Below are 26662 nucleotides of genomic sequence, written 5' to 3' on the forward strand. Positions count from 1 at the left end.
TTCTCCAACCTTTTCGCCAGGCCTATTCGCGTCACCACTGGAGAGAAAGTCTCGCCAGACAGCTGATGACGTTAATTTATCCAAGCTTTGGCCGACTGGATATTGAATAAAAAATAAGCCCAGCATAAATAAAATTTAACCCCCCTTACCCAGTCGCTCACAAGTAAATAAGAGGCGTCGGCACGATTGACAGCGCTTGTTTTTTGCACGCAAATGTCGACTACTGCTGCATTCTCCCTCCTGTTAATCTTCTGATTTCATAAGGATGGCCTCGTGGTTCACCTTGATCTGACACTCCTTCACAGCTTCAAAACCATCGCAGAATCGAAGAATATTTCGGTCGCCTCTCAGCGACTGAACAAAACCCAGGCTGCGGTCAGTATTCAGATGAAAAAACTCGAAGATCTGGTCGGTGAGCGCTTGATCGTGCGAGGTCATCAGACTGCTGAGCTCACAAGCCAAGGCGAGCGAATGCTTCAGTACGCAACCAAGATGCTTGCGTTGAGCGACGAGGCCATCGACTATTTCGTTAAGGGCGAGGTTTGTGGATCAGTGCGATTCGGCATACCTGACGATTACGCGAGCGCATTCCTCTCTCCGGCGTTGAAAGAGTTCACCCAGCGCCATCCTAGGGTGAACCTCAAGATCAGGAATGACATCAGCCAAAACCTATTCACTGCGCTTGAGGATGGCGAGCTGGATCTCGCCCTTGTCACTCAGCGCAATGCAGATGGCAACGGGGAAATTCTGCGGTGTGATCAGCTTCAGTGGGTGAGCGCAGCGGGTTTCAACGTCGACCCCAATGGGCCAATCCCTCTGGCGCTCTACCCACATGGGTGCGGATATCGCCGCCAGATCCTCTCGGCCCTTAGTGGATGTCCTCTCGATTACGAAATCGCCTTTGAATGCACAGGTGTGACTGGCGTACAGATTGCGGTAGAGAGCGGGTTAGCTATTGCTGCCACCTCAGCGCCGCTGATCCTACCAAGCTGGCAGATATTAGACAGCAAGACTACAGGGCTGCCTCCGCTCGGTAACGTGACCATCGAGCTTCGACAAAGTCCAGGTGGCAGCTCACCAGCAGTGAGGTTTTTTGCAGACGAACTGCGCAAACACGTTCCCCTCAGATAGGACACTTCCCATCCCATGAGCCCGATCTGCTGGAGGATAGCCGATGGTGTGACATGGAGCGCCTCGGCGACTGCTCTCATCTTTTGTCTGATTGAAAGCTCACCCATGGCAATCAGGCGGAAAGATCCATGAACACCCCATATAGGATGGGTACTAGCGGGCAACCCGACTGATCAGGTTCTGAGCGAAATACTGCACTCCAGCAGTTGACTCACCTCGACCGCGCCTGAGCTCAGTCATTGCATTACCTAGGTTTGGCAGGTGTAGAAGCTTTGCATCCAGAACCTGCCAGCCGGGCTGTATCAATGGCACTGCGGTCGCTGCAACAGCTAAGCCGCTCTCTACCGCGAGCTCGACCCCCTTCACGCCACTGCATTCAAACGCAATTTCGTAATCCCGTCCGCTACTACTCAATGCCGAAAGTATGCGGCGCCGATAGCCGCAACCGTGAGGATATAGTGCCAAAGGCAAAGGCCTATCCGGCTGCATTCTAAAACCCTCGGCGGCGACCCACAGCAGCGGATCGCATCGGAGAATTTCACCGTCATTATCACCGTGACGATGGGCGTCCAGCTCACAACTGGCTTGGCACATCAATGCCCTGCGAAACCAGAAAAGTCTGCCTCAATATCTGAAAGAAGCAGTCGAAAACCGGCGAGGCGATGCCACCGCGAGCGAAGCCATAAACCTTCGCCTGAAATTCATCCGTAACATGGTCTGCTTCCGGTTGCCTCGGGACATCATGGCCGTGAACAAGATTCAGACCGACGTGCTAGCTAAACGAGGTGTCGAACCTGGCGACTTCAGCTTCTTCGCAGAGCAGTTGGAAAACATGTTTCTCGACCCTCTCCTTACAGCATTGGATAAATACGGGATCCCCACTCAGATCTCGACACAAATCAAGAACCTCATTCTGCCCTCTGAACACTTGAACGACCTGCTGGCGAAACTCCGAGCACTGGCCCCGCGAGTCCCTCGCCTGAACTTAACTGGCTTCGAAAAAAGCTTGATGAGCTGGGCAGTTGCCGAAATGTAGCTTTTCACCCGTATACCGCTGTAACTGGCGGCTAGGGATTTCGGAGTATCGCATCATGACGGATAACATTCTGTGAGGAACTACAATGCCCAATCCATTGGTAATCAAAGATCAGAGCTTTTCATCCCAGATTGAAGCTGAACGGTTCTTTTACGGTCTACGTGACAAGAACCTGGCAAACGGTGGTGACATCACAGGCACTGACGACTTCGCGCTCTTACAGGACTTGTACGTGCGGTACTGCACCGCCACGAAGTGGAAAACACCGGGCAGCCCGGTTGCCTATTATGCTCGCAATATCGTCCGTGAGAGAGGCCCAAAGGGTGGCACCACGCAAGGCTTCGTCGCCAAATTCTGTGATGGCAGCGAGCAGGAATTTTCGATTAAGAAAGCCGTGAAGGCAGTTGCCGCGTCTTCATGAAGCTAAAGACTACTTGGGCGTCGGCATGAGTGAAGTTCAGACAACCATCACCGATACCTCTAGAGACAGGCTACCTCAATGACATTCGAAGTTTTCATCACAGCATTACTCGGCAGCATTACAGGCGCCATTGGAATGAGCATTGTCGTGTTCCTCTGCCGGACATGGATTACCGAGCGCCTAAAGCAGTCCATCAGCCATGAGTACGCCCTCAAGCTGGAGGAATGGAAGCAAGCAGAGCAAGTCCGAATCAAGTCTGAAGCTGTGGCGTCGCTACTCGCAGAGTGGATGAGTTTCCCGGACGAGCAAAAGACACTGAACAAATTGACATTTGAAGCCTACCTTTGGCTGCCTACCGAAATCCTACAGCTCCTAACCAAAACATTGGCCCATGATCCGACAGCGCCAAACGCCCGAGAAATTCTTTCGAAAGTCCGTCAGCACTTACTCAAGGACAGCTCGCTAAAAGCATCGGACATCATCATTTTCAAACAGGAGAGCGAGCGCAGAGCTTTCTCGGCAAGGCTAAGTGCGGCTACCGGATTTGAGGCATTTCGTGCTGCCAGTGCTACGGGCATGAAAGGTGTTCGTGGGAGAGGCGGATCGAAGCCCGCCAACCCTAAAGATCCAGGATGAGTCAGAGCTTTGCTACCCAAAATTATGTGTTCGTTCCACTAACCGGGCATGCCGACCGACCGAAAGACACGCAACACTGTCGATAACTCCATCAGCCGACGCTGCCCATCCCCGACCAAAAAGTAGACCGTGTTTCTGGTGACAAAGAACTTCGAATCGACGAACTCAACCATTGGCTGCGTACGCACCCAGCTCGTATCAATGTCCTGATCCAGGCTGTCGTATAGCACCTTGAAACCCAGAATCATTACCGGCTCCTGGCCCTGGTCTCTGATGCCTTGCAATACCTCCTCTGGGGCTTTCAGATCGAGCCAAACCCAATCGCTGACAACACAATGACTGCGGCCAGGAAAACGATCCTTCAACTGCTGCACAGCGTCACGAGTCTCGATCTGGACACCCTGTAGATGCCGCGCAGGCCCTGACAGCCTGGCCTTTACTTCGTCCATCCTAAGACTCCGATCAAATTGCAATTTATGGATATGTCGACCAGGGGCGAATGGCGAGACGCCATGGGAGGAGTAATTGCGTTGTAAGAAGCCATTGCTCGCGCCTGCCAGCTCTCAACGCCAACGCCCCTTATTCAGCAACGAAGTCCATAGCCACCTACCTGCAGCAGGAGCTCACTTCGGGCATGAGCGAACGGGGATCATCGGCCCAAGCATTCGAGGATATCAGACTCAATGATCGAAAGTAGAGCTCTAGAATAGGCGTTCTCGGTGGATTTGACGCGGGCTTGGCAGTGCCTTCAGCTTAGACTTAGCTACGTTTCTGCGAGGTATGCAGGACTTCCGTATTGGTCAGCGAAAATGCCGATGCAATCACGTAATAGTCGCCACCACAGACGGTACGTACAAGCGTCATGCCGTCCCGTTGGGCAACGCGTAAGACCGGAGGTGTTATCACGGTCATCCCATCGGCTGCTTGCCCCGAACGATCGGAAAACACAGACCCGGTGTAACGATTACCAACCTTAGCAGCGTTCACCAGGAAGGCGTCAACCAACACTTCCCACTCAAAAGAGCTAGCCAATACGACTTCCTGTGGGATCTCAAAACTCAAATCGGATGTCAGAAATTCACTATCCACTAAGCATTTCGCCTTCAAAATTCAACCACCTTCCGGATATCAAAACCGCAATCCTCACTTGGATAACCTCGCTGGTTGCTGATGAGCCGGCAGCCAGACAGCTCGACATCGATCGAGCAATGAGTATGTCCAAAAATCCAGGCATCAGCCTTACCGACAAGCGAGTGCCAAGAATTGCAGTAAGCAGCAGTCAAATGCCCAGAGTGCTCGCTTCCACTCACCTCGATGATCGGCGCGTGGTGGGTGATCACTACCGTTCTGCCTGCGAACGGAGTTGTTAGCTGAGAGGCAAGCCACTCTCTCGCCTCTCGATTTCGCGTGGCGACATCATCAGGACGCAACCGCCGAAAGTTCTGGTCTGCCCGGATTGCTCGAAAATCGGTCATCTCTGCGCGGGCCACCGACATCGCCGCAGCGACATCACCCGTTGCGGAGAAATCAGTCCAACCGCTGGTGCCGAGAAAGCGAACACCATTGGCAACATACGATTGATTTTCGAGGACATGCACGTGTTCTGCTGCGGCTGCCCTGGCTTTCTCAATGGTGCGATCAAAATGACCGGCGTAAAACTCATGGTTGCCCAAGACATACAGCACTTTCTGGGTGAAGGCCTCATTCGCCCATTTCACCCCTCTGTCCAGCTTGTGGATGTCCCCAGCCAGCACCACTAAATCCACCTCCGCTTCATTAAACTGGGGCGGGTCGAAATCGGCGAATTCAACGTGCAGGTCAGACAGGATGTAGACCTTCATCACGCTTCTCTTGGATCGATTTAGGCATAAATTGAATACTCCCTTATCCTCTCAGCGGGAGATGCGGGGATGTCCGATGCAGACCTTGAAAACGCCGATCAATCCCGTCGAGGTCAGGCGCATCATAACCCACTGGTTCTTATATTAACAACAGAAACTGTTTATTTGAACTGCGCCATTATGGCTCTATCCTTATTTTTCGGACGACCATGACGCTGAAGAATGAGATAGGTGCTGCGCTTCGGGCGATCCGGCAGCAGCGAGATCTGGGCTACGAAGATCTAAATGAATCGGTATTCCGTACGTCCTTGAGCCTTATCGAACGCGGAAAATCCAACCCAAGCATCGACAAACTTTCCTCACTGGCACAGGCCCTAGATTTTGACCTGGTTGCTTTCGTGGCCATCTGCGTGTCCCTTAATCGCGGTCAAGATCCGGATGAGTCGCTTGTTGCAGCGCAGAGTGAACTAGATCGATTCAAGGCCGCTGGTGGCATGAGTTTACTTCAGAAGCAGATCCAAAATGGTGAACTGCTGAGTCGCTCCAAGGGCAAGCCGGCGAACCAAGGGAACAAGGCCGCTGTGTTGGAGCTAAAGGCTGAAGGGAAAACCCAATCGGAGATACGGCGCGCGCTGAACTTGTCGAAGTCGACGGTTAGCCAGTACTGGCACTCAGAGCCTGAATGAACCCAACGGTTAGATTGAGGGCCTGTCGAACAAGCTGAGCGCTCAACCGCGAGTTTTAAAGCCCAGAAATCCAAGACGACCAGTCTTGTCTCACGGCAGCTACCTTGGGCGGCGCGAACAATTGCCGTGGTGATAGCTCTACATGGGTGGCAGTGGTGGACTACCGAAAATGGTTCACAGCTCAGATTGCAGGGGGGACAGAATTTTCCAGCCCTCCTCACATGTGAGCAAGTCGAAGACTACCCCTGCTGCACCGGCACGGGAACATGAAACTCAATAGATCCGGCCCGCACGGATACACACCTACACACTTGAAAACGAATCGAAATAAGTGTGCTCCTACACACATACACAGTTTCTAAACTCCCTGTCCTATAATGGTTCGATTCCCTCTACCCGCTCCACCGTTTTCAGTACAACCTGGTTTCTCAGCCGCCTGTCTTCCTCAGCTTTAACTCATCTATTTCGAATTACCGGCCCCTGTCGAAATACATTCATGCCCTGCAAAAGTGCAGCAAATATCGCTGTCAGTTTAAACATCGCTCCGACCAGCCCCTCGATACCAAGCGCCCGTCGACACAGCATCATGCTTTCGGACTTTCACCTCATAGTCCCGACATCTATCTTCCCTACACCGGCATCACGTGGCACCTGCACCCGGGCCTGTTCTGGAGGCATCGGCACCAACAGAAACTGCCGGTATTCCCTGAACGCGTTCAATACAGAGGCGTCCTGGGGGCGGTAGTCATCACCACTCAACCGTTGCTGATTTGCCACACATGCCCTTCCGATAGTTTTCATGCAGGCATCCTTGGTACTGGCTGAGCCCGGATCGAACAACGCGAATGCACTGCCCGGTTGGTCCACATCGTTGAACAGCGGGTGAGTTACTTTTTCGAAGTCGTTTCCTTCAACCAACAACTGTGAAGATGGCGTTCGCGACATGATTGCGCCTTGATAGGTCATGCGCTGAAAGACGTTGTTGACCAGTTGAGCGTGCACCTGCGCATTTTTCATTCCGCCGGAATGCGGCGCTCTTCCCGAGCCGTCGTGTATGTAATTTCTCGATAACGTCAGCGTGTCCTGATTGCCAAGGAACAGCCAGACCCAGTAATGATGACCATCGCAGGTCGACGAGTAAGGCGTGCGGCCGTCGAATTCGTTACTGGAAAGGGTGACGTGCGAGGCTGCGCCCCATCCGGTCACAATCATCTGTCTGCCGATACGTGCGAAGGTGTTGTGGTCGATCCAGATGCCATCCGCCTTGTTCAGCGTGAGTGCATCTCCGCCCCATACAACGCTGGGGTTGATATCGGACAGGGTCAGATTGCGGACAATCACGTTATGTGCGCCGTCACCAATGAACAGCCCCGCGCCTTGAATGCCAGCCTTGTTGCCCACACCAATCAGGGTTTTATTCGATCCGACCTTCAGAGGCTTCAGCCCGGCATTATCGTAGGTCACCATGACTGGAGGCCTCGACTGGCAAAAGTTGTTGGCACCATTGAGCGCAAACTGTTCGCCGCCATGCGGACACGGCTTGACCACACAGCCCGGTTCGGTGGTTTCGGTGCTGCCGCTGACAACAACGCTTCTGCGAAAGTCGAACACGTGGTCCAGAACGATGACCCGCGAGGTTTCATCGGTACAGGCACCGCGTGAATCGCGAGATGCGCACAACGCAGATCGAAGCTCGTCAAGTGTCGAGGGATGCACTGCCGTGGCGGCTCCGCCACCTGTAACGCCTTTGGCAAAACCTTCCGGCGCCTCGGCAGCCTGCAAGTGCTGTTCTAACGAGCACATCAGGAACAAAGCAGCAACGCATTGGAAAAGAGCACTTACAGGCCTCATGTGTTGACCTTCCGGACCTATTCGCAGGGGGTGCGAAAACAGTCTGCATGCTAAACGGACAGAAACCTGCCTTCCCCATGTTCTGCGACTTTGGTCAGCCTCTGTTCAGCCGCGAAGATCATTCCTCACAGTGCCCGCTCCATCCTCACACTGTCGATGCCAGGGCCATGCCCGTTCAGTTCGACAGCGCCCACGACAAACCCCAGATTCGAGTAGAAGTCCTGAACATGCTGGCTCGTATTGATAAAGGCGTGGGTGACGCGCGGTAACACCCTCATCAGATCAAGCCTCGCCTGGGTCAGAAACCGGCCAAGGCCGCTGCCGTGCAGCTCATTGTGGACCATGCCCCATGTGAGTTCGGCCACCGATGGGTCCGACAGCACAAGATAGCCCCCGCAAGCCACAACAGCGCCACCACGCTCGACAACGAAGTAATGACCCAATGGAGCCATCAGGAAGCTGGCAAATTGCTCGCGCTCCGCAGGATCAAAGTAATGCGGTACGTTGCTGTCGAAAATATCCAGGCAGACATTCCGATCCGTAAGGGTGTAGGGCCTGAGCGTTGCCATTTTTCAGCCTGTCTGTTCCGGTCGATCAAAGTGCCTGGCGAAATATCTCCTGGATCTGCTCAAGCCCGGCGGAACGCGGATTGGTCAGACCGCACGCATCTTTCAGGGCGTTGGTGGCCAGTATAGGAAAATCTTCTTCCTTGACCCCGAGCAGTGCCAGACCTGCCGGAATATCCACAGCAGCCGACAGTGCACGAATGGCATCGATTGCCGCCTGAGCGCCCTCCTCCGGAGAAAGGCCGCGAATATTGCAGCCCATGGCATGCGCAACATCGGTCAGGCGTGCAGCGCTGACGCTGGCGTTGAAGCGCTGCACATGAGGCAGCAAAACAGCGTTGCACACACCGTGTGGCAAATCATAGAAGCCGCCCAACTGGTGCGCCATCGCGTGCACATAGCCCAATGACGCATTGTTGAACGCCATGCCGGCCAGAAACTGGGCATAAGCCATGTTCTCGCGCGCAGTGATGTTCGCCCCGTTGGTAAAGGCATCACGCAAATTGTTGGCAATCAGTGCCATGGCCTGCAACGCGCACGCGTCAGTAATCGGGTTGGCAGCCGTCGAGACATAGGCTTCGATTGCGTGGGTCAAGGCATCCATGCCGGTCGCGGCGGTCAGCGATTTGGGCATGGCGACCATCATCTCAGGGTCATTTACCGATAAAAGCGGCGTAACGTTGCGATCAATGATAGCCATTTTTACGTGGCGAGCCTCATCGGTGATGATGCAGAAGCGGGTCATTTCGCTGGCGGTTCCGGCGGTGGTGTTGATCGCAATCAGCGGCAACTGCGGTTTTGCCGAGCGGTCGACGCCTTCATAGTCACTGATGTGCCCTCCATTGCTGGCGCACAGGGCAATACCTTTTGCGCAGTCATGGGGCGAACCTCCGCCAAGCGAGATAACGAAATCGCACTGACGTTCTTGCAGCAAGGCCAGGCCATTCTCTACGTTGGCGATGGTCGGATTGGGACGGGCACCGTCATACACCACCGAGTCGATACCCTGCTCCACCAGCAACCCGGCAACCTGACCGGCCACCCCGGCCTTTGCAAGCCCGGCATCAGTGACGATCAGGGCCTTGTGAAATCCGTATTTGCGTATGGCGAGCATAGCTTCATCAATACAGCCAGTGCCGATGATGTTCACAGCGGGGATAAAAAAGGTGCTGATCATGACGGACCCTCGTGGGTAGCGCGGATGCTTGGGTAATAGCTCAAGCATCCGCCTTGCGCGAGGTACGAAAGTTGACCCAGCGCAAGAAAAACCGTCATACGTCATACCGCTGGTCGAAGGTCGCACGCTACCGGGTAGCAGCCCCTCTATCAGCCGATGAAACCGTCCGCTTGCAGAAGTGTTTCCAGGCAATGCTCGCTGATGCCGTAGAACGTCTTGAGCTCCTGAATACGCGACAGCAACAGGGCTGGGTCGACCGGTTCGGCACGCTTGACGGCGAGGATCATCTTGTTTTTGTTGGTGTGCTCCAGAGAGATGAACTCGAACACCTTGGTTTCATAACCGCACGCTTCCAGCAACAAGGCACGCAGGCTGTCAGTGACCATTTCTGCCTGCTGCCCCATGTGCAGGCCGTATTGCAGCATCGGTTTCAACAAAGCCGGGCTCTGGATCTGCAGACGGATCTGTTTGTGGCAGCACGGCGAGCACATGATGATCGAGGCGCCGGAGCGAATGCCCATATGAATGGCGTAGTCGGTCGCGATATCACAGGCGTGCAGCGCGATCATCACATCCAGTGCACGGGGTGCCACAGTGCGTACGTCACCGTGCGCAAAGGTCAGACCGGGATGATCGAGCTTCACCGCAGCCTCGTTGCACAGCGTCACCATGTCTTCGCGCAGTTCGACACCGGTCACCTGCCCTTGCGCCTGCAAGGTATTGCACAGGTAATCGTGGATAGCGAAGGTCAGATAACCCTTGCCTGAGCCGAAGTCCGCGACCTTGATGGGTTGATCGAGCTTGAGCGGCGACGCACTCAAGGCATGGGAGAACACTTCGATGAACTTGTTGATCTGCTTCCATTTGCGCGACATCGCCGGAATCAGTTCATGCTGCCGATTGGTCACACCAAGGTCGGTCAGGAAGGGCCGGGTAAGCTCCAGATAGCGCTTTTTCTCGCGATCATGCCCTGCCGCGGGGGCCTGGCGCTCTTGCTGAGCCTTGCTTTTGAACAGCGTCGTCTTACCCTTCTTGCTGAACTCCAGCTGCACCTCGTCGGTCAGCGACAGCAAGTGTGCGTTCTTGAACGATTCGGGGATCAGGCTGGCAATAACGTCCACGGCTTCGGCAAGCGGAAAATTCTTGGTGATGTCGCGGGTCTTGTAGCGGTACACAAATGTCAGGCAAAGCTGCTCCTTGACAGTCAGCGGTTTGATGATAATCCGCTGCAAATCGACCTCGCTGCCCACGTGTTTGGCCAGGACCAGCTTGATCAACGAGTTCTGCGACAGGCGGGTGTCCAGCAGGCCGAGGAACTGCGTGCGGTGATCGCTCGCAGTGCTGGATGACGCAGGAGTAATGACTGACATTGAAGATGTGCCTCAACTGTCCCCAACGGGAACTTGAAAAATCAGACGTGCATTTTAGGCGGGTCGGCGTACCAAGGGCACCCCTATTTTTCCCTGAGTACACAGACGGTTCGCACACGCACGCCTGACAATTCGAAACATACATAACCCGTAAAACAATCTCTACCGAAAACTCAAGGCCATTACTTGTGCCCGGCACAAACAGCTTTATAGTTGCTCTGGCTGATTGCAGACAATCGGCCTCGCCTTTTGGAGCTTTTTGCTCCGACAGAATAACTCGCACAAGGAACGTGCATTATGTTGAGCCAAGCAGCACTCCTGGAAAACGAAGACATTGCACGGGTTACTTTAAAACCCCTGGAATACGTAAACGTTCTTCTTGATGATGAAAAAAAGGGTGGCCGAAGCGCCGCCTTTATTCTGAGCAAGGAAGACATCCTCAGCCTGAAACGTTACGAACGGTACGCACTTAATACCCCGACTTCACTTGCACGTGTCGAACAACAGCTGGGTTTTAAAAAAAGTGGCATTCTCGGGCTTGAGCCCACAGACATGCTGTCGCTTTATACGGCCATCAATAACCACGGCAAAAGCTGGCTGGTTATCGAGAATGGCATCAAGCGCAGCGGGTTCACCCTTGATCTGTTTGCCGCGCAGTTCTCGGATCAGGGTCGGCAGATTATCGGTCACATCGAAAAGATGGATTTTGCCAGGCAACTGGACCTGACCGTTAACGATTTGACCATCGAAGAAGTAAGCGATATACCGCCGATGCCACTGGGTGAAACCGACCGGAAAGGCTGTATCACGCTTTCCCAGTTCCTGAAAACAACCGCCTCAAAGATAAAGGATCATCAGGACGCGGCAGGAAAGCTGATGCAGCACATCGACACGTTCAGCACTGTCCTGAGCAATAAGCTCCTTCCTGATATCGATCACAAGGCGGGACTGGCGAAGCGCTCCGACGTGGATCAGCAGATCAAAGACCTGGAAAAAGACATCGAAGAGTTGACGATCGATATAGATCACAAAAACAAAGAATATAAAGCGACCAAAAACAGTATTGCCTGGGGTATTTTTGGCGGGCCTGTCGGGATCGCTATCACGGGAGGCATTTTTGGCGCAAAGGCAGAAAAAATTCGAAAAGAAAAAAATCGAATGGTCGCCTCCAAGAACCAGAAAGTTCAGGCACTCAAGGAAAAAATCCCCTTGGCCGCCGCCGTCCGCAGCCTGCAATCAATGTTTGAAGACATGGACATTCGCTTAAACGATGCTCATCAGAGCGCGACCGACCTGAAAGACCTGTGGGCCCTGCTGGCGGCGTACATCGATAGCTCAGCCGATGAACTGGCGGACATCAGCAACGATCAGGCGCTGCTGATTTTCGCGCTGCAATTTCAGGGCGTTGTAACACCGTGGCTGGAAATAAAAGGCATCACCACTCAGTTGCTGAAGCTATTTGAAAGTGCGCTTGATCAGTTTCAACGCGAAAAAATCTCCAGCACCCCAGGACAATGATCATGACTATTGAAGCTCCTGAAAAAGCGTTGGTCCTCACTCCGCCTTGCCATAAAGTCATGAGAGCCGCTCACCAGAATATTCTTTCGCAGGTGAGCGCTTTAAAACTGGACTTTCTGCCGGTCATGAAAGAAAAGATGCGACCGCTTCAAGCCGCATTGACGAGCGCAGACAAGGCCTATCACCATGAACTAGCCACTCTCACCGCGCAATTGAATAACGTGAATCTGCAGGTGATTGATCTGAAGCAACAGCAGATCGAGGCAGACAAAAGACTCAGCGATAAACAAAGACAGCAAGCGATCAGCCTGCTGAACGGACAGCGCATTCGTCAGGTGTCGAATCTCACGGAGAGTGTGCGCAAAAGCGCTCGCACCCTTGTCGAGCGCAGCGATGATATGACACAGATACATCTGACGCTGGAAGGCAATCGTCTGCAGGAAACACTCCAGCAACAAATCGACAGCATGACCGAACGTTCGGCCGGGCTGGAGAGCGCAATGAGTGCCATCGCGGAAGACCGACGCCTGCTCGATGCAACCATCAAGGCATTTGAAAAGTACCGCCTTGCCGATCAATTCAAGGAAATGCTGCCTACTCCGGAGGAGCTCAGACTGGTCACCCTGCCGTCACCGGAACTTGCGCTGGTTACTGCCGGGATTGCCAGGCTCGGAAATCTGCTCGGCAAGATCAGCAGTGCCCTGACTTATCTGGATCTGACTGAAGAACGCGACAGACTGAGGTCGCGCTATAACGCCCTGCTCGACCAGACCCGGACGATCACTCGGGAAGCCAGGGAGACCAAAGCGAAGCTCGATGAGCTGACAGGGCTCGCGCAGATCGATGAGAGCAAGGCGCTGTGGGTCAAAGAGGCCAGGAAGGTTTATCAATCGCTCTATAATTTTCTGGATCAGATCGCGTCGCAACCTGACTCTTCGGCGTTGATCAGCCAGCATGTCGAACACCTGAAGGCCTACATAAAATCGTTTTACGATGTAACGCGCGCACTCTGAGGCACACGTGTTTCAGGAAAGGCAGGTGCCGATTTCGTCGGCCCCTGCCTTTTGTCATTACCCCAGCACCACCAGCCGATTCGGCAACTCATTCCTGCCGTGGGTCACCGGAACATGATCGGCAAGCAACTCGCCACACGCATGAATACAGCCCAGAAACCCCTGCAAGGTCTGTCCGTCCCTGACCTGCTGGGTGAATACATCGACCATTGCCTTCCAGGTATCGTCGTGCAGACGGCTGGCGATGCCATGATCGACCAGAATTTCGACGTAACGCTCGGCTTCGCTGACAAACACCAGAATGCCTGTTCCGTCATGAGTCTTGTGCAGGTTTTGTTCAAGAAACTGTCGACGCGCCAGATTCCCGGCCCGCCAGCGCCGTACCGAAAGCGGCACCAGCAAGGCGGATACTTTCGATAACCGGCAGACCAGCGCCACGACGATGAACGTACTCATCTGCGCCAGCATCAATTCGTCCGCGCTCAGCCACTGGACCCAGTAATTGATCGTACCCGGCAGCAGCAGGCCGAGCAGCCCGGCCCAGATCAGCGGCATATACGCATAGTCGTCGGCGCGGGCAGCCAGTACCGTGACCAGTTCGGCATCGGTGCGCTGCTCGACGCGATCAATTGCCTCGGCCACCTGCCGTTGCTCTTCTGTGTTCAATAACGCCATGGTTCCCTCATTCCGAATCGTTCAACTACCAGTTGCCCGAAGCCCCACCACCGCCGAAGCGACCGCCACTCCGGTCAGCGGCTTTGTCGCGAGCAGGCCGGGCAGCACCACGTCTGATGCTGATGATCACAATGCCCAGCACGACAAGAGTCAGCACAATAGCGATCAGCCAGACCTGATCTTCACTGGTCTGCTCGTCATAATCGGACATCTGTCGGGTCGGCTCGGGATAATCCGGTATCTGACCACCCAATGCCGCGATGACCGCTCGTGTGCCACGCTCGACGCCGATCGTAAAGCGATTGTCGTCAAACTCGGGCGTCATCAGCATATCGATGATCAAGGAAGCCTGAGCATCATTGAGACGATCCTTCAGGGCAGCGCCAACCTCCATGAACACCTTGCGCTTGTCGCGGTAAACCATCAGCAGAACACTGTTGTCCTCACCATGAAGCCCCAGCCCCCAGGCATCGCCCAACCGAGAGCCGAATTCCTCAAGACTCGTGCCCTGCAGATCGGCCAGGGTCACCACCACCACGCGCTCGCCGGTTGCCTGCTCGTGGGCACGCAGAAGTCTGGCCAGACGAACCGTGGTCTGGCTATCAAGCATCTGTGCTGCATCGACAACACTGCCGGTCATCGGCGGAAAAACCAGTGCGGGCGGCTCCGCTTCGGCACGCAACCCCCCTCCCAACAGCATCACCACGTACAACACCCACTGTGAAACAGACTTCAAAATCAGACCTCCGGTGCTTTTTTGAATCTATTGAAACGACACGCCTTAGCCAAAACACAAGTTCCCCGGCATAATCCACCGCCAACGCCTGGTACGGTCAATAATTGATCGAACAGGGTTTGTACAAAAATCAATCAAACCACCATTTTCGTACACACCTTGGGGAGACTTCATACAGTCAAGCGCATAGCAACTATCCTTGCGCTCTGTACGAACCATAACGCCAAAGGTCCATAACCCAAAAACTGGCTGTCGGACATTAAACGCGAGTTACTGACAAAAGCCTTGAGAAATCATTCATGAATAAGCTGTGTTTATTAGGTTTGCTGGTCGGTATGGCCAGCCAGTCGGTGATGGCTCAAACCGCTGCCGCCACGGACAATACAACGCTTCAAGCCAAGAATGCCTTCATCGGCAAACTCATGAAACAAATGACTCTGGACGAAAAGATCGGCCAGTTGCGTTTGATCAGTATCAGCGCTGAAATGCCACAGCCGCAAATTCTCAAGGAAATTGCTGCAGGAAGAATCGGCGGCACGTTCAACTCCATTACGCGCTCGGAAAATCGCCCGCTGCAGGAAGCAGCTGTCGCTAAAAGCCGTCTGAAAATTCCGATGTTTTTTGCCTATGACGTTGTTCACGGTCATCGCACGATTTTTCCGATCAGCCTGGGCATGGCTGCCAGCTGGGACATGGACGCCGTCGCACTGATGGGCCGGGTTTCGGCGCAGGAAGCGAGTGCCGACAGTATCGACATGACATTCGCACCCATGGTCGATATTTCCCGCGATCCACGCTGGGGCCGCAGTTCTGAAGGTTTCGGCGAGGACACCTATCTGGTGTCACGCATCTCCGACGTGATGGTCAGGTCTTTTCAGGGCAAGAACGTTGCAGCCAATGACAGCATCATGGCGGCAGTCAAGCATTTCGCCCTGTATGGCGCAGTCGAAGGCGGACGCGACTACAACACCGTGGACATGAGCATGACGCGCATGTACCAGGACTACCTGCCGCCCTACAAGGCTGGCATCGATGCGGGTGCTGGCGGTGTGATGGTCGCGCTCAATTCGATCAATGGCGTTCCGTCGACCTCCAACAAGTGGCTGATGCAGGATCTGCTGCGCAAGGACTGGGGTTTCAAGGGCGTGACCATCAGTGACCACGGCGCACTAAAGGAGCTGATCGACCACGGCGTGGCCAAGGACTTCCGCGAAGCCGCCAAGCTGGCGATCAAGGCGGGCGTCGACCTGAGCATGAACGATGCGGCCTATGGTGAGCAGTTGCCCGGGCTGGTAAAAGACGGCGAGGTTTCCATGAAGGAAATCGACAACGCCGTGCGTGAAGTGCTGGGTGCCAAATACGACATGGGCCTGTTCGCCTCGCCTTACGGTCGCATCGGCGTTGCCGCCGATGACCCTGCCGACACCTATTCCGATGACCGCCTGCACCGTGCAGAGGCCCGCGATGTCGCGCGCAAGACCCTTGTACTGCTGAAAAACCAGAACGACACGCTGCCGCTGAAGAAACAAGGCACCATCGCGGTGATTGGCGGGCTGGCCCAAAGTCACCTCGACATGCTCGGCAGCTGGTCGGCTGCCGGCCGTGCCAACCAGTCAGTGACCGTATATGAAGGGCTGGCCAATGCAGTCGGCGACAAGGCCAGACTGGTTTACGCGCGTGGCGCCAATGTCAGTGACAACGAACACATCCTCAATTACCTGAACTTTATCGAGAAGGAAGTGGAGGTCGACCCGCGTCCGGCGCAGGAAATGATCGACGAAGCGGTCAAGGTCGCCGAGCAGGCCGACGTGATCGTTGCCGTGGTCGGCGAGTCGCGCGGCATGTCCCATGAATCGGCCAGCCGCAGCAGCCTGAACATTCCGGGCAGGCAGCAGGATCTGATCAAGGCACTCAAGGCCACGGGCAAACCTCTGGTACTGGTGCTGATGAATGGTCGTCCGCTGGTGCTGGTCGACGAACAGGAGCAGGCCGACGCCATGCTCGAAACGTGGTTCCCGGGTACCGAAGGCGGCAACGCAGTGGCTGATGTGCTGTTCGGCGACTACAACCCGTCGGGTAAGCTGGCCATGTCATTCCCGCGCTCGATCGGTCAACTGCCGGTCTACTATGCGCACCTCAACACCGGCCGCCCTTATCACGAAGGCAAGCCTGGCAACTACACCTCGCATTACTTCGAGGAGCCCAATGGGCCGCTGTTCCCGTTTGGTTTTGGTCTGAGCTACACGCAGTTCGACGTATCGGACGTCAAGCTGTCGGACTCCAGCATGGCGCGCAAAGGCAAGCTCACTGCCAGCGTGACCGTGAAAAATACCGGCAAGGTTGCGGGTGCCACCGTTGTGCAGTTATACCTGCATGATGTGGCGGCTTCGATCAGTCGTCCGGTGAAAGAACTGAAGAACTTCGAAAAAGTGATGCTTGAGCCTGGAGAAGAAAAAGTCGTGACTTTCACCCTCAGTGAAAGCGACCTGAAGTTCTACAACAGCGAGCTCAAGTACGCTGCGGAACCTGGAGAATTCAAGGTCATGATCGGCCTGGACTCACAGACCGTGAAAGAAGCGACCTTCAATCTGTTGTAATGCCCGTCCATGGCGCGTTCGCAGGCACTCGCCTGCAAACGCGCCGTGAAGTCCGATCAGGCCGCAACATGACGCTAAAGCATCGTTACTGGCGCATCACCCTGTACGTGCTATTGATTCTGGCCGGTGCAGCGCTGTCCGCCGGGCTCGCGATGCTTCAGGCCCAGCGCCATACGCTGTCGGAAGATGCCGTGCGTGCTGAAGGCCAGCTGGCACTCTACGCCAATACCCTGCACACCCTGATTGAGCGTTACCGCGCTCTACCCTCAGTTCTGGCTCTGGACCCGGAGATTCGTGCCGCATTGAATGGTCCGGTCACCGGCGAGATGCAGAACGCGCTCAATCTCAAGCTGGAAAAAATCAACAGCACGGCCCATTCATCGACGCTCGAGTTGCTCGACCTGCACGGATTGGCAATCGGCGCGAGCAACTGGCGCACGCCCAACAGCTATGTCGGTCACAACTACGGCTTTCGCCCCTACTTCCTGCAAACCCGCGCTCAGGGCACCGGGCGCTTCTACGCGGTGGGTGTGACAACCGGGATTCCGGGGTACTTTCTGTCCAGCGCGGTGGTGAACGATACAGGTGCCTTCATGGGCGCGATGGTCGTGAAGCTGGAGTTTCCGGACCTTGAGCAGGAGTGGGGTCAGGGTGATGATCTACTGCTGGTCAGCGATGAAAAGGGCATCGTGTTTATTGCCAATCAGTCAGGCTGGCGCTATCGCGAGTTGCTGCCCATTTCCGTGGAAGACCGTGCCGACCTGTTGCGCACCCGCCAATACGACAAGAAAGTACTGACGCCATTGCGCAGCCGGGTTATCGACAGCTTTGGCGAAAACAGTCACTTGAGCCGCGTCGAAGGGCCTGAGGGCACCACGGATTATCTCTGGCAGTCGCTGCCGTTGCCCGATGAAAACTGGACCTTGCACCTGTTGCGCAAGCCACCCGCGTCCAGTGAGGATATTCGCAATGCAGGGCTAGCTGCGGCGGGTATCTGGCTGGCTCTGGTATTTCTGGGCCTGTTTCTTTATCAGCGCTGGCGACTGGCGCGATTAAGGGAACGCAACCGGGACGAACTGGAGCGCCTGGTGCAGGAGCGAACCCGAGATCTGCAAACCGCGCAGGACGGTCTGGTGCAATCGGCCAAACTGGCAGCGCTGGGGCAGATGTCGGCAGCACTGGCCCACGAAATCAATCAGCCGCTGACTGCCCAGCGCATGCAACTGGCAACCCTGCGGTTGCTGCTGGATCAAGGCCGAATAGATGAAGCCTGCAAGGCGCTGGTTCCGGTCGATCAACAATTGACTCGTATGGCCGCCTTGACCAGCCACCTGAAGACCTTTGCCCGCAAAAGCCCCAGCGGTTTGCGCGAGAGGCTGGACCTCGCGATGGTAGTCGATCAGGCCTTGCTGCTGCTCGACCCGCGCCTGCGCGAGGAGCACATCGACTGCGTACTGCATCTTTCCCGCCCTGCGTGGGTACGCGGCGATGCCATACGCCTGGAGCAGGTGCTGATAAACCTGCTGCGCAACGCACTGGATGCCATGCGCGAGCGCCCGTCCAGACGCCTCGAGGTGCGTATCGACGCCATCGACGGCCACTGGCGTCTCAGCGTCAGGGACAGCGGAACGGGCATCGCTGCGGAGAATCTAGCCAGTATTTTCGATCCGTTCTTCACCACCAAACCGGTAGGCGATGGTCTGGGCCTTGGCCTGGCAGTATCGTACGCCATCATTCATGAACTGGGCGGACAGCTGACGGCGCAAAACCACGAGGACGGCGCTGTGTTCTCGTTCAGCCTGCCCAACGATTTTCTGGAGACCTGACCCGGCATGTTGAATTCGGTCATCGTAGTAGACGACGAGGCACCCATTCGGCAAGCCGTCGAACAGTGGTTGACGCTGTCGGGGTTCGAGGTGCAAGTCTTCACCCGCGCCGAGGAGTGCCTGACGCGACTGCCGGAGCATTTTCCCGGAGTCGTCCTGACCGACGTGCGTATGCCGGGCATGAGCGGTCTGGAACTGTTGAGCCGGTTGCAAGACAAGGATCGGGACCTGCCGGTCATCCTCCTGACCGGCCATGGCGATGTGCCAATGGCTGTGGAGGCGATGCGCGAAGGTGCCTATGACTTTCTCGAGAAGCCTTTCAGTCCGCAGACCCTTATCAGCAACCTGCGGCGCGCATTGGAGAAACGTCAGCTGGTGCTGGAAAATCGCCGTTTGCATGAACAGGCCGATGCAAGGACCCGGCTGGACGCTACGCTGCTCGGCGTTTCACCCAGCCTGCAGGCTCTGCGCCGCCAGGTGCTGGAACTGGCACAATTGCCGGTGAACGTGATCATTCGAGGAGAAACCGGCAGCGGCAAGGAGCTGGTCGCTCGCTGTCTCCATGACTTTGGGCCGCGCGCCGGAAAGCCTTTCGTTGCGCTGAACTGTGCGGCCATTCCGGAGCACTTGTTCGAAGCCGAGTTGTTCGGCCACGAAAGCGGCGCCTTTACCGGCGCACAGGGCAAGCGCATCGGCCGACTGGAGTATGCCGACGGCGGCACGGTGTTTCTTGACGAAATCGAGAGCATGCCCATGGCGCAACAAGTCAAGCTGCTGCGCGTCTTGCAGGACAAGCGCCTTGAGCGACTGGGTTCGAATCAGAGCATCGACGTCAACTTGCGGATCATCGCGGCAACCAAGCCGGATTTGCTCGAAGAGGCCCGCGCCGGACGCTTCCGCGAGGATCTGGCCTATCGGCTGAATGTTGCCGAGCTGCGCCTGCCGCCGCTGCGCGAACGCCTTGAAGACATCGCGCAACTGTTCAGCCATTTCGCCCGGGCTGCTGCCGCGCGCATGGGGCGCGAAGCGCCTGCCCTGAGTGCCGCGCGCCTGAGCCAGTTGCTCAGCCATGACTGGCCTGGCAACGTGCGCGAACTGGCCAATGCGGCCGAGCGGCAAGCGCTGGGCCTGGAACCAGCGCCTCTGGAAGCCGCCACACAATGGCAGGGGCAATCCCTGGCGGCGCGTCAGGAAGCTTTCGAAGCTCAATGCCTGCGCGCTTCACTGAGCCGTCACAAAGGCGATATCAAGGCTGTTCTCAACGAGCTGCAGCTACCCCGAAGGACACTCAACGAGAAAATGCAGCGCCATGCCCTGGCACGCGAAATGTTCCTCGGCTGACGGCTGCTGACATTCGGTGGGGCTTCTTCTGGCGACAACCGAACATTTCTCGCAGCACCGGGTCTGCATACTGTTCACGGCCATATAGGGTCGTGATGGCTGGATAGTTTACAGGCATAATGACATCATGCCCGCCTGGCTATTCCGCTCACTTTGACAGTCCGAAAGATGGGGAATTTTCTACCGTGAATACTCCCCTCGACCTCCCACTGGGAGGAGGCGAAATGGGCCGATTTATCCGAGAGACAGACTGGTCGACGTCTGCGCTGGGACCGAAGCAAGCGTGGCCCGCTGCACTGCTGTCATCAATGAACCTGATGCTCAGTTGCCCCGACAGCATGTACCTGCTTTGGGGGCCGGACTATATCGTGTTTTTCAATGATGCCTATTCCCAGGTGCTGCCCATCGCAGCCGGGCAGGCCCAAGGGCAACCCATCGCCTCGGTCTGGGGCGATGCCTGGGAGGCCGTGCGCCCGCTGGCCGAGCAGGCGCTGCTCGGGCACAGCTGCCGGTCCGACAATATCCAGCGCACCATTGTCCGCAACGGCAGGTCCGAGCAGACCTGGTGGTCGCTGTCCTACTCGCCCCTCTACGGCGACAGCGGCCTGATCGACGGCGTGTTCTGTCGGGTCAACGAAACCACCTCACAGGTGGTCGCCGAAGCCCGACAAAATGAAAACGAGGCGTTTACCGACCGTGTTCTGTCGAGCATCAATGACTGCATCAAGGTGCTGGACCTTGATTCGCGCCTGACCTTCATGAGCGAAGGCGGTCAGCGAATAATGGAAGTCAGCGATTTCAATTCGATTCGCGGCTGCCCTTGGCCCGACTTCTGGCAGGACCAGGGCAATCTGGACGCCATCGCTGCGATTGAAGCGGCCCGTTCGGGTCAGAACGCCAATTTCATGGGCTCGGCGCAAACCCTGGCGGGCACCGTCAAGTGGTGGCATGTGCAAGTCAGCCCGATTTTCGGCAAGGACGGCAAACCGGAGAAAATCCTTTGCGTTTCCAGGGACATGACCCAGCTAAGAGACGCTGAACAAGCGCTGATGTCGCTCAACGAGACGCTGGAGCAGCGTGTGGTCGAGCGCACCCAGGACCGTGATCGTATCTGGCGGCTATCGACTGACCTGATGCTGGTGGCGCAGTTCGACGGCATTATCTCGGCGGTCAATCCGGCCTGGACCCGAGCCCTTGGCTGGTCGGAGGAACAACTGCTCGACAGCCAGTTTCTGGCGCTTGTGCACCCCGAAGACGTGGATAGCACACTGGCTGCCATGAGCGGACTTGAAAACGGCCAGACCATTCCTCACTTCAAGAACCGCTATCGTCATCTGGACGGTTCGTACCGCACCATCTCGTGGACCGCAGTGCCGGACAATCAATTCATCCACGCCGTCGGCCGTGACATTCAGGCCGAAGAAGAGGCCAATGCAGCATTGCGGCTGTCCCAGGATGCCCTGCATCAGGCGCAGAAACTGGAAGCCATCGGCCAACTCACGGGCGGTGTGGCGCACGATTTCAATAATCTGCTGACAGTGATCCGCTCATGCAGTGACCTGTTGAAATCGCCGAACCTTGAAGAGCATCGCCGAGTGAAGTACGTCGAGGCCATTTCCAGCACTGTCGACCGGGCGGCGCGCCTCACCGGTCAGTTGCTGGCCTTTGCCCGCCGTCAGGCCTTGCAACCGGAGGTATTCGATGTCTGCAAGAGCGTGGCGCGCATTGGCGAGATGATGGATACGCTTACCGGCGCACGTATTCAGGTCAGCATCGACCTGCCTGACGAACCTTGCTTTATCTTTGCCGATGGCAGCCAGTTCGACACTGCGCTGGTCAACATGGTGGTCAACGCCCGCGATGCGATGTCCGGCGCTGGCCGGCTCAGCATAAAGGTTGAATGCGCAGCCTGCCCCACTGCGGACCGCCCCTCACTCAGTCATGGTGACTATGTGACGGTGTCGCTGACCGACACCGGCGCGGGGATCGCCAGAGAAAAACTGGGCCTGATCTTTGAACCCTTCTACACCACCAAGAGCGTGGGCCGGGGCACCGGGCTGGGTCTGTCGCAGGTATTCGGTTTTGCCAAACAATCGGGCGGTGAGGTGCTGGTTGAAAGCGAACTGGGCAGAGGCAGCTGCTTTACGCTGTGCCTGCCCAGCGCAAAAAATCATGAAGTCGTATCGGAGGACACACACTGTACCCTCGCTGCAATGCCCGGTCTGTGCGTCCTGATGGTCGAGGACAATCAGGACATCGGCACTTATACACGCCCTATGCTTGAGCAACTGGGCTTTCAGGTGCTCTGGGTAACGAGTGGTGCCGAAGCATTGCACGAGCTTTCCGGCAACCCGGAAAACTTTCATGTGGTGTTCTCGGATATCGCAATGCCGGGCATGAGCGGGCTGGAACTCTACGCTGAAATCGAAGCACGTTATCCGTGGATGCCGGTTGTCCTCACTACTGGCTACAGCACTGAGTTTGCGACGATCGCTCAGGATGAAACACACCGCTTCGACCTGTTGCAGAAGCCCTACTCCAGAGAAGATCTGGCGGCAATTCTGCACAGGGCCGTGAGTCGCACCGGGGATCGATAGTTTTGCGCGGCACCTGAACGCATTGCGCACTCAGGTGCGCAGATGCCAGGCGATCACACTTTTTCGTACCTGCCTCCTGAATTCGCGAATGCATAAAACGAAGACAACACCGGTTGCCTTGATTCAGAATCACGCAAAACATTGCAACAATCCTCGAGCAGGGAGCATTTTGAATGATCGTCGGTATTGATCTGGGCACCACCAACAGCCTGGTGGCTGTCTGGCGCGACGGCAGCAGCGAGCTGGTTACCAATGCATTGGGCGAAACACTGACCCCCAGTGTGGTCGGACTGGACGACGACGGGCAGATTCTGGTCGGTAAAGCGGCGCGCGAACGTCTGCAGACTCACCCGGACAAAACCACGGCGCTGTTCAAACGTTACATGGGCAGCGCTCAGGAGATTCGCCTGGGATCTGCCACCTATCGTCCTGAAGAGTTGTCGTCGCTGGTCCTCAAAAGCCTGAAAGCCGACGTCGAACGGGCGTTTGGCGAACCGGTGACCGAAGCGGTCATCAGCGTCCCGGCCTATTTCAGCGACGCTCAGCGTAAAGCGACGCGTATCGCCGGCGAACTGGCGGGGCTGAGGGTCGAAAAGCTCATCAACGAGCCGACAGCGGCGGCCCTGGCGTACGGACTTCACCAAAAGGAAGGCGAAACCTCGTTTCTGGTCTTCGACCTGGGCGGCGGCACGTTCGACATCTCGATCCTCGAACTCTTCGACGGCGTAATGGAAGTGCGAGCCAGTGCGGGCGACAACTTTCTGGGTGGCGAAGACTTCGATCGTCTGCTGGTCGAGCACTTTCTCGACCTGCACCGCGATGAGCGAGACTTTCCTGGCAAAGAGCTGGTGACGCCCAGCCTGCGGCGTGAGGCCGAGCGGGTGCGCAAGGCGCTGGGTCAGGAAAACAGTGCCGACTTCGTGCTCCGCCATGCCGACCGCGAGTGGCGCAAGACACTCTCTCAAGAGCAGATGAACGATCTGTTTGCGCCTCTGCTGGCCCGCCTGCGCGCGCCCATCGAGCGCGCCCTGCGCGATGCAAAGATCCGCGTGGCGGATCTGGACGAAATCCTGCTGGTGGGCGGAACCACGCGCATGCCGCTGATCCGGAAACTGGCCGCCGGGATGTTCGGGCGCTTTCCGGCCATCACGCTCAACCCGGATGAAGTCGTTGCACAGGGTGCCGCGATTCAGGCTGCACTCAAGCAGCGCGATGCGGCGCTGGAAGAAGTCGTGCTGACCGACGTGTGCCCCTACACGCTGGGTATCGAAACCACACAATACGTATTCAATGGCTACCAGTCGGGTCATTACCTCCCGATCATCGAGCGCAACAGTGTGGTGCCTGTCAGTCGGGTGCGTACCGTCAACACGGTTGCCGATAATCAGGAACACGTTCTGTTGAGAATCTTCCAGGGGGAGAGCCGCCTGGTCAAAGACAACATTGCACTGGGCGAACTGAATATTCCTGTGCCGAAGGCCAAGGCTGGCGAGGTCGAACTGGACGTGCGCTTCACGTATGACAACAACGGCCTGCTGGAGGCCGATGTGCGAATCCAGATGACCGGCGAAAGTCATAAGCTGGTCATCGAGAACAACCCTGGCGTCATGACACCCGCCGAGATCCGTGAGCGACTCAAGGTGCTGGAAGCGCTCAAGGTTCACCCGCGTGAGCAACAGGTCAACACTCACCTGACGGCACGTCTGGAAAGGCTCTATCAGGAGTATCTGGGCGAGGCGCGCGAAACCATCGGTGTCTGGGCCGCACAATTTCAGCGCGTGCTGGAAACCCAGGACGACCGGCAGATCAATGAATTGCGCAAACAGCTCGAGCAGGAAGCAGACCGTTTCGAACAAGGTGAATGGTGACGGCAATGGACTGCTGGAGCGTGCTGGACCTTGGGCACGATGCCGATGAGCGCAGCATCAAGCGCCAATACGCCAGACTGCTGAAAACCACGCGACCCGACGACGATCCGGTCGCCTTTCAGACACTGCGCGATGCTTACGAGCAAGCGCTGGACTTGGCTAGAAACCGTGCCGAAGACGATGACGAGGGCAGCGACACCTGGTCATCCACCGGCCAGGAACATCCATCGCAGACGTTCGACACGCCGGTGTCATTGGCCCGGCCGGAACATCGAGCGGTACTCCAGGCATTCGACATGGCCGAGCCCCCGGCCCGTCCTGCAGTAGAACTGAGCTGGTACGAGCAAGCCTGTCAGACCACACCGGAAAACCTGCATTCACAACGTCAGATTGCTCAGAATCAGGGCTGCGATGAGCTTTTCCAGCAACATCTTGCCCGACGCTGCCTGCTGGACCCCGAGGACAATCAGGCACTGATCAAGGCAGCGGTTGAACAACTGCAATGGCTGACACCCTGGCAATAAGTACAGCTCAGGGCGCATCAGTCGCATCGGCTGACCCAGGCACTGCTGGACGGCTCGCTCGGGCCATTGCATGCCTTGCTCGAGCGCAACGAAGAGCGCGCCTTCCTCGACGCACTCACGGCTCTCCGGCAACAGCCCTGGCTGACATCATTCGATCGCCAGGAGCAGCTTGAGCAGTGGGTCATGACGCTGCTGCTCAATAACCATGACTGGTCCCCTGCCCTGTTCGAACGTTTGAGCAGTCTCTTTGGCTGGGATCAGAAACATGATGTGTATGCCGGGCCGCTTTCCCTGTGGATGAACCTGGTCCAGCGCTGCGAGAAGAAAGCATTCATCGCCCGTCAGCAGCAATTGCTCGCTGCCCAAGGTGACACCCCTGAGGCCATCGCAGCACGTCTTCTTCTGCAACCGCCGCCACTGGACGAACGGCTGCGTCTGGCAAGGCACGGCGACGAAACCCTGTGGCAAGCCTGCGAAAAGCTCGCCTCCGACCTGATTCACCGGTTCCCGGATGCAATGGAAGCGTTTCCAGACGCAGATGTGCAGTCCTGGCGAGAATTACCGCAACAGGCGTCCTTCAACCCTAATCTCCGGGCCTATTTTTTCGGCGCACTGGTGATCCTGACGAATGCATTGCTGGACCCTTCCAGCATCAAGGCCACCTGGTACGAAGTAGCTGGCGTCGCGCTGACTGCGCCGGTGTTCCTGCTGCTTGTGATTTACGTGTTCATGTCGTTCTGGCGCACTTTCGCCGAGCGCGTCAAAACGGTGGACATGCGCTGGAGCGAGCGCCTGCTGCCCGACTGCCTGAGCTGGCCAGGCCATCAGGCACTGATACTGCGCCACGGTATTCCAGTGGTTACCCTGAGCTACGTCGTCCTGCAGGCAGGGCCGGTACTGACGGCGCTGTATGGCATCGTTCTGCTGCTGTGGATCGTGCTGTCGCCGTACCGCATATCCGGTTTTCAGGACGCCATCTCTGCCAGGACCGGAGGCTGGGACAGCGTGAAAGCCTACTGCGTAAAAAACACCTTCAAGGGGATCATGATCCTTCTAGGCCTGATGCTCGCCTTCGTGGTGGGCGTGATCGTTTTCGGCCCTGCACGCGGGCACTGATCTCGAGCCGATGCCCATCGGCAAGAATCCGCTTATCCGATATGCCCGGATAAGCGGATTCTTGCTCACCAAAATCGCTCAACCGCTCTGCAACAGGCCCCGACGGTGTGGCACAGCTCCTGCTATGGAACGGGTC

Annotated in this window: 22 protein-coding genes and 1 pseudogene; 13 read left to right on the plus strand and 10 right to left on the minus strand. The window is 56.5% G+C overall.

Annotation, left to right across the window (positions count from 1 at the left end):
- Window positions 1-273 precede the first annotated feature (273 nt).
- Window positions 274-1131: a LysR family transcriptional regulator gene (locus tag ALO80_RS22430; protein WP_083493376.1), complete on the plus strand. Its 858-nt coding sequence runs from the start codon at window positions 274-276 to the stop codon at window positions 1129-1131.
- Window positions 1132-1284: 153 nt separating this feature from the next.
- Here the strand turns inward: ALO80_RS22430 and ALO80_RS32645 are convergent, their stop codons facing one another.
- Window positions 1285-1725, minus strand: coding sequence for a LysR substrate-binding domain-containing protein (locus ALO80_RS32645; RefSeq protein ID WP_055010589.1), 441 nt, complete (start codon window positions 1723-1725; stop codon window positions 1285-1287).
- Window positions 1726-1879: 154 nt separating this feature from the next.
- Here ALO80_RS32645 and ALO80_RS32120 point away from each other — a divergent pair, with 154 nt between their 5' ends.
- From ALO80_RS32120 to ALO80_RS22450, 3 genes are all read left to right on the plus strand, one after another.
- A complete protein-coding gene (locus ALO80_RS32120; protein WP_235812507.1) occupies window positions 1880-2167 on the plus strand; it encodes a hypothetical protein in 288 nt (95 codons plus the stop codon).
- An 85-nt stretch (window positions 2168-2252) separates the two neighbouring features.
- Complete coding sequence (locus tag ALO80_RS22445; RefSeq protein ID WP_055010591.1) at window positions 2253-2588, plus strand: hypothetical protein; 336 nt, start codon at window positions 2253-2255, stop codon at window positions 2586-2588.
- Between the two features lie 78 nt (window positions 2589-2666).
- A complete protein-coding gene (locus ALO80_RS22450) occupies window positions 2667-3224 on the plus strand; it encodes a hypothetical protein (RefSeq protein ID WP_055010592.1) in 558 nt (185 codons plus the stop codon).
- Between the two features lie 38 nt (window positions 3225-3262).
- On the opposite strand, the gene ALO80_RS22455 is transcribed toward ALO80_RS22450, so the two are convergent.
- The 3 genes from ALO80_RS22455 to ALO80_RS22465 all read right to left on the minus strand — a co-directional run bounded on the left by ALO80_RS22455 (window position 3263) and on the right by ALO80_RS22465 (window position 5065).
- On the minus strand, window positions 3263-3673 hold the full coding sequence (locus tag ALO80_RS22455) for a DUF6957 family protein (RefSeq protein ID WP_055010593.1): 411 nt from the start codon (window positions 3671-3673) through the stop codon (window positions 3263-3265).
- Window positions 3674-3983: 310 nt separating this feature from the next.
- Complete coding sequence (locus ALO80_RS22460; RefSeq protein ID WP_223813396.1) at window positions 3984-4313, minus strand: hypothetical protein; 330 nt, start codon at window positions 4311-4313, stop codon at window positions 3984-3986.
- 14 nt (window positions 4314-4327) lie between these two features.
- Window positions 4328-5065, minus strand: coding sequence for a metallophosphoesterase (locus tag ALO80_RS22465; protein ID WP_055010594.1), 738 nt, complete (start codon window positions 5063-5065; stop codon window positions 4328-4330).
- Between the two features lie 209 nt (window positions 5066-5274).
- Here ALO80_RS22465 and ALO80_RS22470 point away from each other — a divergent pair, with 209 nt between their 5' ends.
- Window positions 5275-5751, plus strand: coding sequence for a helix-turn-helix domain-containing protein (locus tag ALO80_RS22470; RefSeq protein WP_055010595.1), 477 nt, complete (start codon window positions 5275-5277; stop codon window positions 5749-5751).
- 600 nt (window positions 5752-6351) lie between these two features.
- Here the strand turns inward: ALO80_RS22470 and ALO80_RS22475 are convergent.
- The 4 genes from ALO80_RS22475 to ALO80_RS22490 form a co-directional block, all read right to left on the minus strand.
- Window positions 6352-7602 (minus strand): pectate lyase family protein, encoded by a 1251-nt coding sequence (locus ALO80_RS22475; RefSeq protein WP_055010596.1) that lies wholly within the window; start codon window positions 7600-7602, stop codon window positions 6352-6354.
- A gap of 125 nt (window positions 7603-7727) precedes the next feature.
- Window positions 7728-8171 (minus strand): GNAT family N-acetyltransferase, encoded by a 444-nt coding sequence (locus ALO80_RS22480; RefSeq protein WP_055010597.1) that lies wholly within the window; start codon window positions 8169-8171, stop codon window positions 7728-7730.
- Window positions 8172-8196: 25 nt separating this feature from the next.
- A complete protein-coding gene (yiaY, locus tag ALO80_RS22485; protein WP_054984272.1) occupies window positions 8197-9345 on the minus strand; it encodes an L-threonine dehydrogenase in 1149 nt (382 codons plus the stop codon).
- Window positions 9346-9494: 149 nt separating this feature from the next.
- Window positions 9495-10715 carry a class I SAM-dependent methyltransferase gene (locus ALO80_RS22490; RefSeq protein ID WP_055010598.1) on the minus strand — a complete coding sequence of 407 codons (1221 nt, stop codon included), beginning with the start codon at window positions 10713-10715 and terminating at the stop codon, window positions 9495-9497.
- A 297-nt stretch (window positions 10716-11012) separates the two neighbouring features.
- On the opposite strand from ALO80_RS22490, the gene ALO80_RS22495 reads away from it, so the two are divergent.
- On the plus strand, window positions 11013-12233 hold the full coding sequence (locus tag ALO80_RS22495) for an alpha-xenorhabdolysin family binary toxin subunit A (RefSeq protein ID WP_055010599.1): 1221 nt from the start codon (window positions 11013-11015) through the stop codon (window positions 12231-12233).
- Window positions 12230-13246: an alpha-xenorhabdolysin family binary toxin subunit B gene (locus ALO80_RS22500; RefSeq protein ID WP_055010600.1), complete on the plus strand. Its 1017-nt coding sequence runs from the start codon at window positions 12230-12232 to the stop codon at window positions 13244-13246. The genes ALO80_RS22495 and ALO80_RS22500 overlap by 4 nt, the downstream gene beginning before the upstream one ends.
- A gap of 57 nt (window positions 13247-13303) precedes the next feature.
- On the opposite strand, the gene ALO80_RS22505 is transcribed toward ALO80_RS22500, so the two are convergent.
- Both ALO80_RS22505 and ALO80_RS22510 read right to left on the minus strand, forming a co-directional pair.
- Complete coding sequence (locus ALO80_RS22505; protein WP_055010601.1) at window positions 13304-13921, minus strand: TPM domain-containing protein; 618 nt, start codon at window positions 13919-13921, stop codon at window positions 13304-13306.
- 25 nt (window positions 13922-13946) lie between these two features.
- Window positions 13947-14621 carry a TPM domain-containing protein gene (locus tag ALO80_RS22510; protein WP_055010615.1) on the minus strand — a complete coding sequence of 225 codons (675 nt, stop codon included), beginning with the start codon at window positions 14619-14621 and terminating at the stop codon, window positions 13947-13949.
- Window positions 14622-14956: 335 nt separating this feature from the next.
- On the opposite strand from ALO80_RS22510, the gene bglX reads away from it, so the two are divergent.
- From bglX to ALO80_RS22540, 6 genes and pseudogenes are all read left to right on the plus strand, one after another.
- Window positions 14957-17254, plus strand: a complete 2298-nt coding sequence (gene bglX, locus ALO80_RS22515) for a beta-glucosidase BglX (protein ID WP_055010602.1) — start codon at window positions 14957-14959, stop codon at window positions 17252-17254.
- A gap of 68 nt (window positions 17255-17322) precedes the next feature.
- Window positions 17323-19080: an ATP-binding protein gene (locus tag ALO80_RS22520; RefSeq protein ID WP_055010616.1), complete on the plus strand. Its 1758-nt coding sequence runs from the start codon at window positions 17323-17325 to the stop codon at window positions 19078-19080.
- Between the two features lie 6 nt (window positions 19081-19086).
- On the plus strand, window positions 19087-20421 hold the full coding sequence (locus ALO80_RS22525) for a sigma-54-dependent transcriptional regulator (protein WP_055010603.1): 1335 nt from the start codon (window positions 19087-19089) through the stop codon (window positions 20419-20421).
- Window positions 20422-20645: 224 nt separating this feature from the next.
- Complete coding sequence (locus ALO80_RS22530; RefSeq protein ID WP_055010604.1) at window positions 20646-23018, plus strand: PAS domain-containing protein; 2373 nt, start codon at window positions 20646-20648, stop codon at window positions 23016-23018.
- 173 nt (window positions 23019-23191) lie between these two features.
- Window positions 23192-24886, plus strand: coding sequence for a molecular chaperone HscC (locus ALO80_RS22535; protein ID WP_055010605.1), 1695 nt, complete (start codon window positions 23192-23194; stop codon window positions 24884-24886).
- Between the two features lie 5 nt (window positions 24887-24891).
- A pseudogene (locus ALO80_RS22540) lies at window positions 24892-26526 on the plus strand (molecular chaperone DnaJ).
- Window positions 26527-26662 lie beyond the last annotated feature (136 nt).

The sequence above is a fragment of the Pseudomonas caricapapayae genome, assembly GCF_001400735.1.
GTDB classification, from domain to species: Bacteria; Pseudomonadota; Gammaproteobacteria; order Pseudomonadales; family Pseudomonadaceae; genus Aquipseudomonas; species Aquipseudomonas caricapapayae.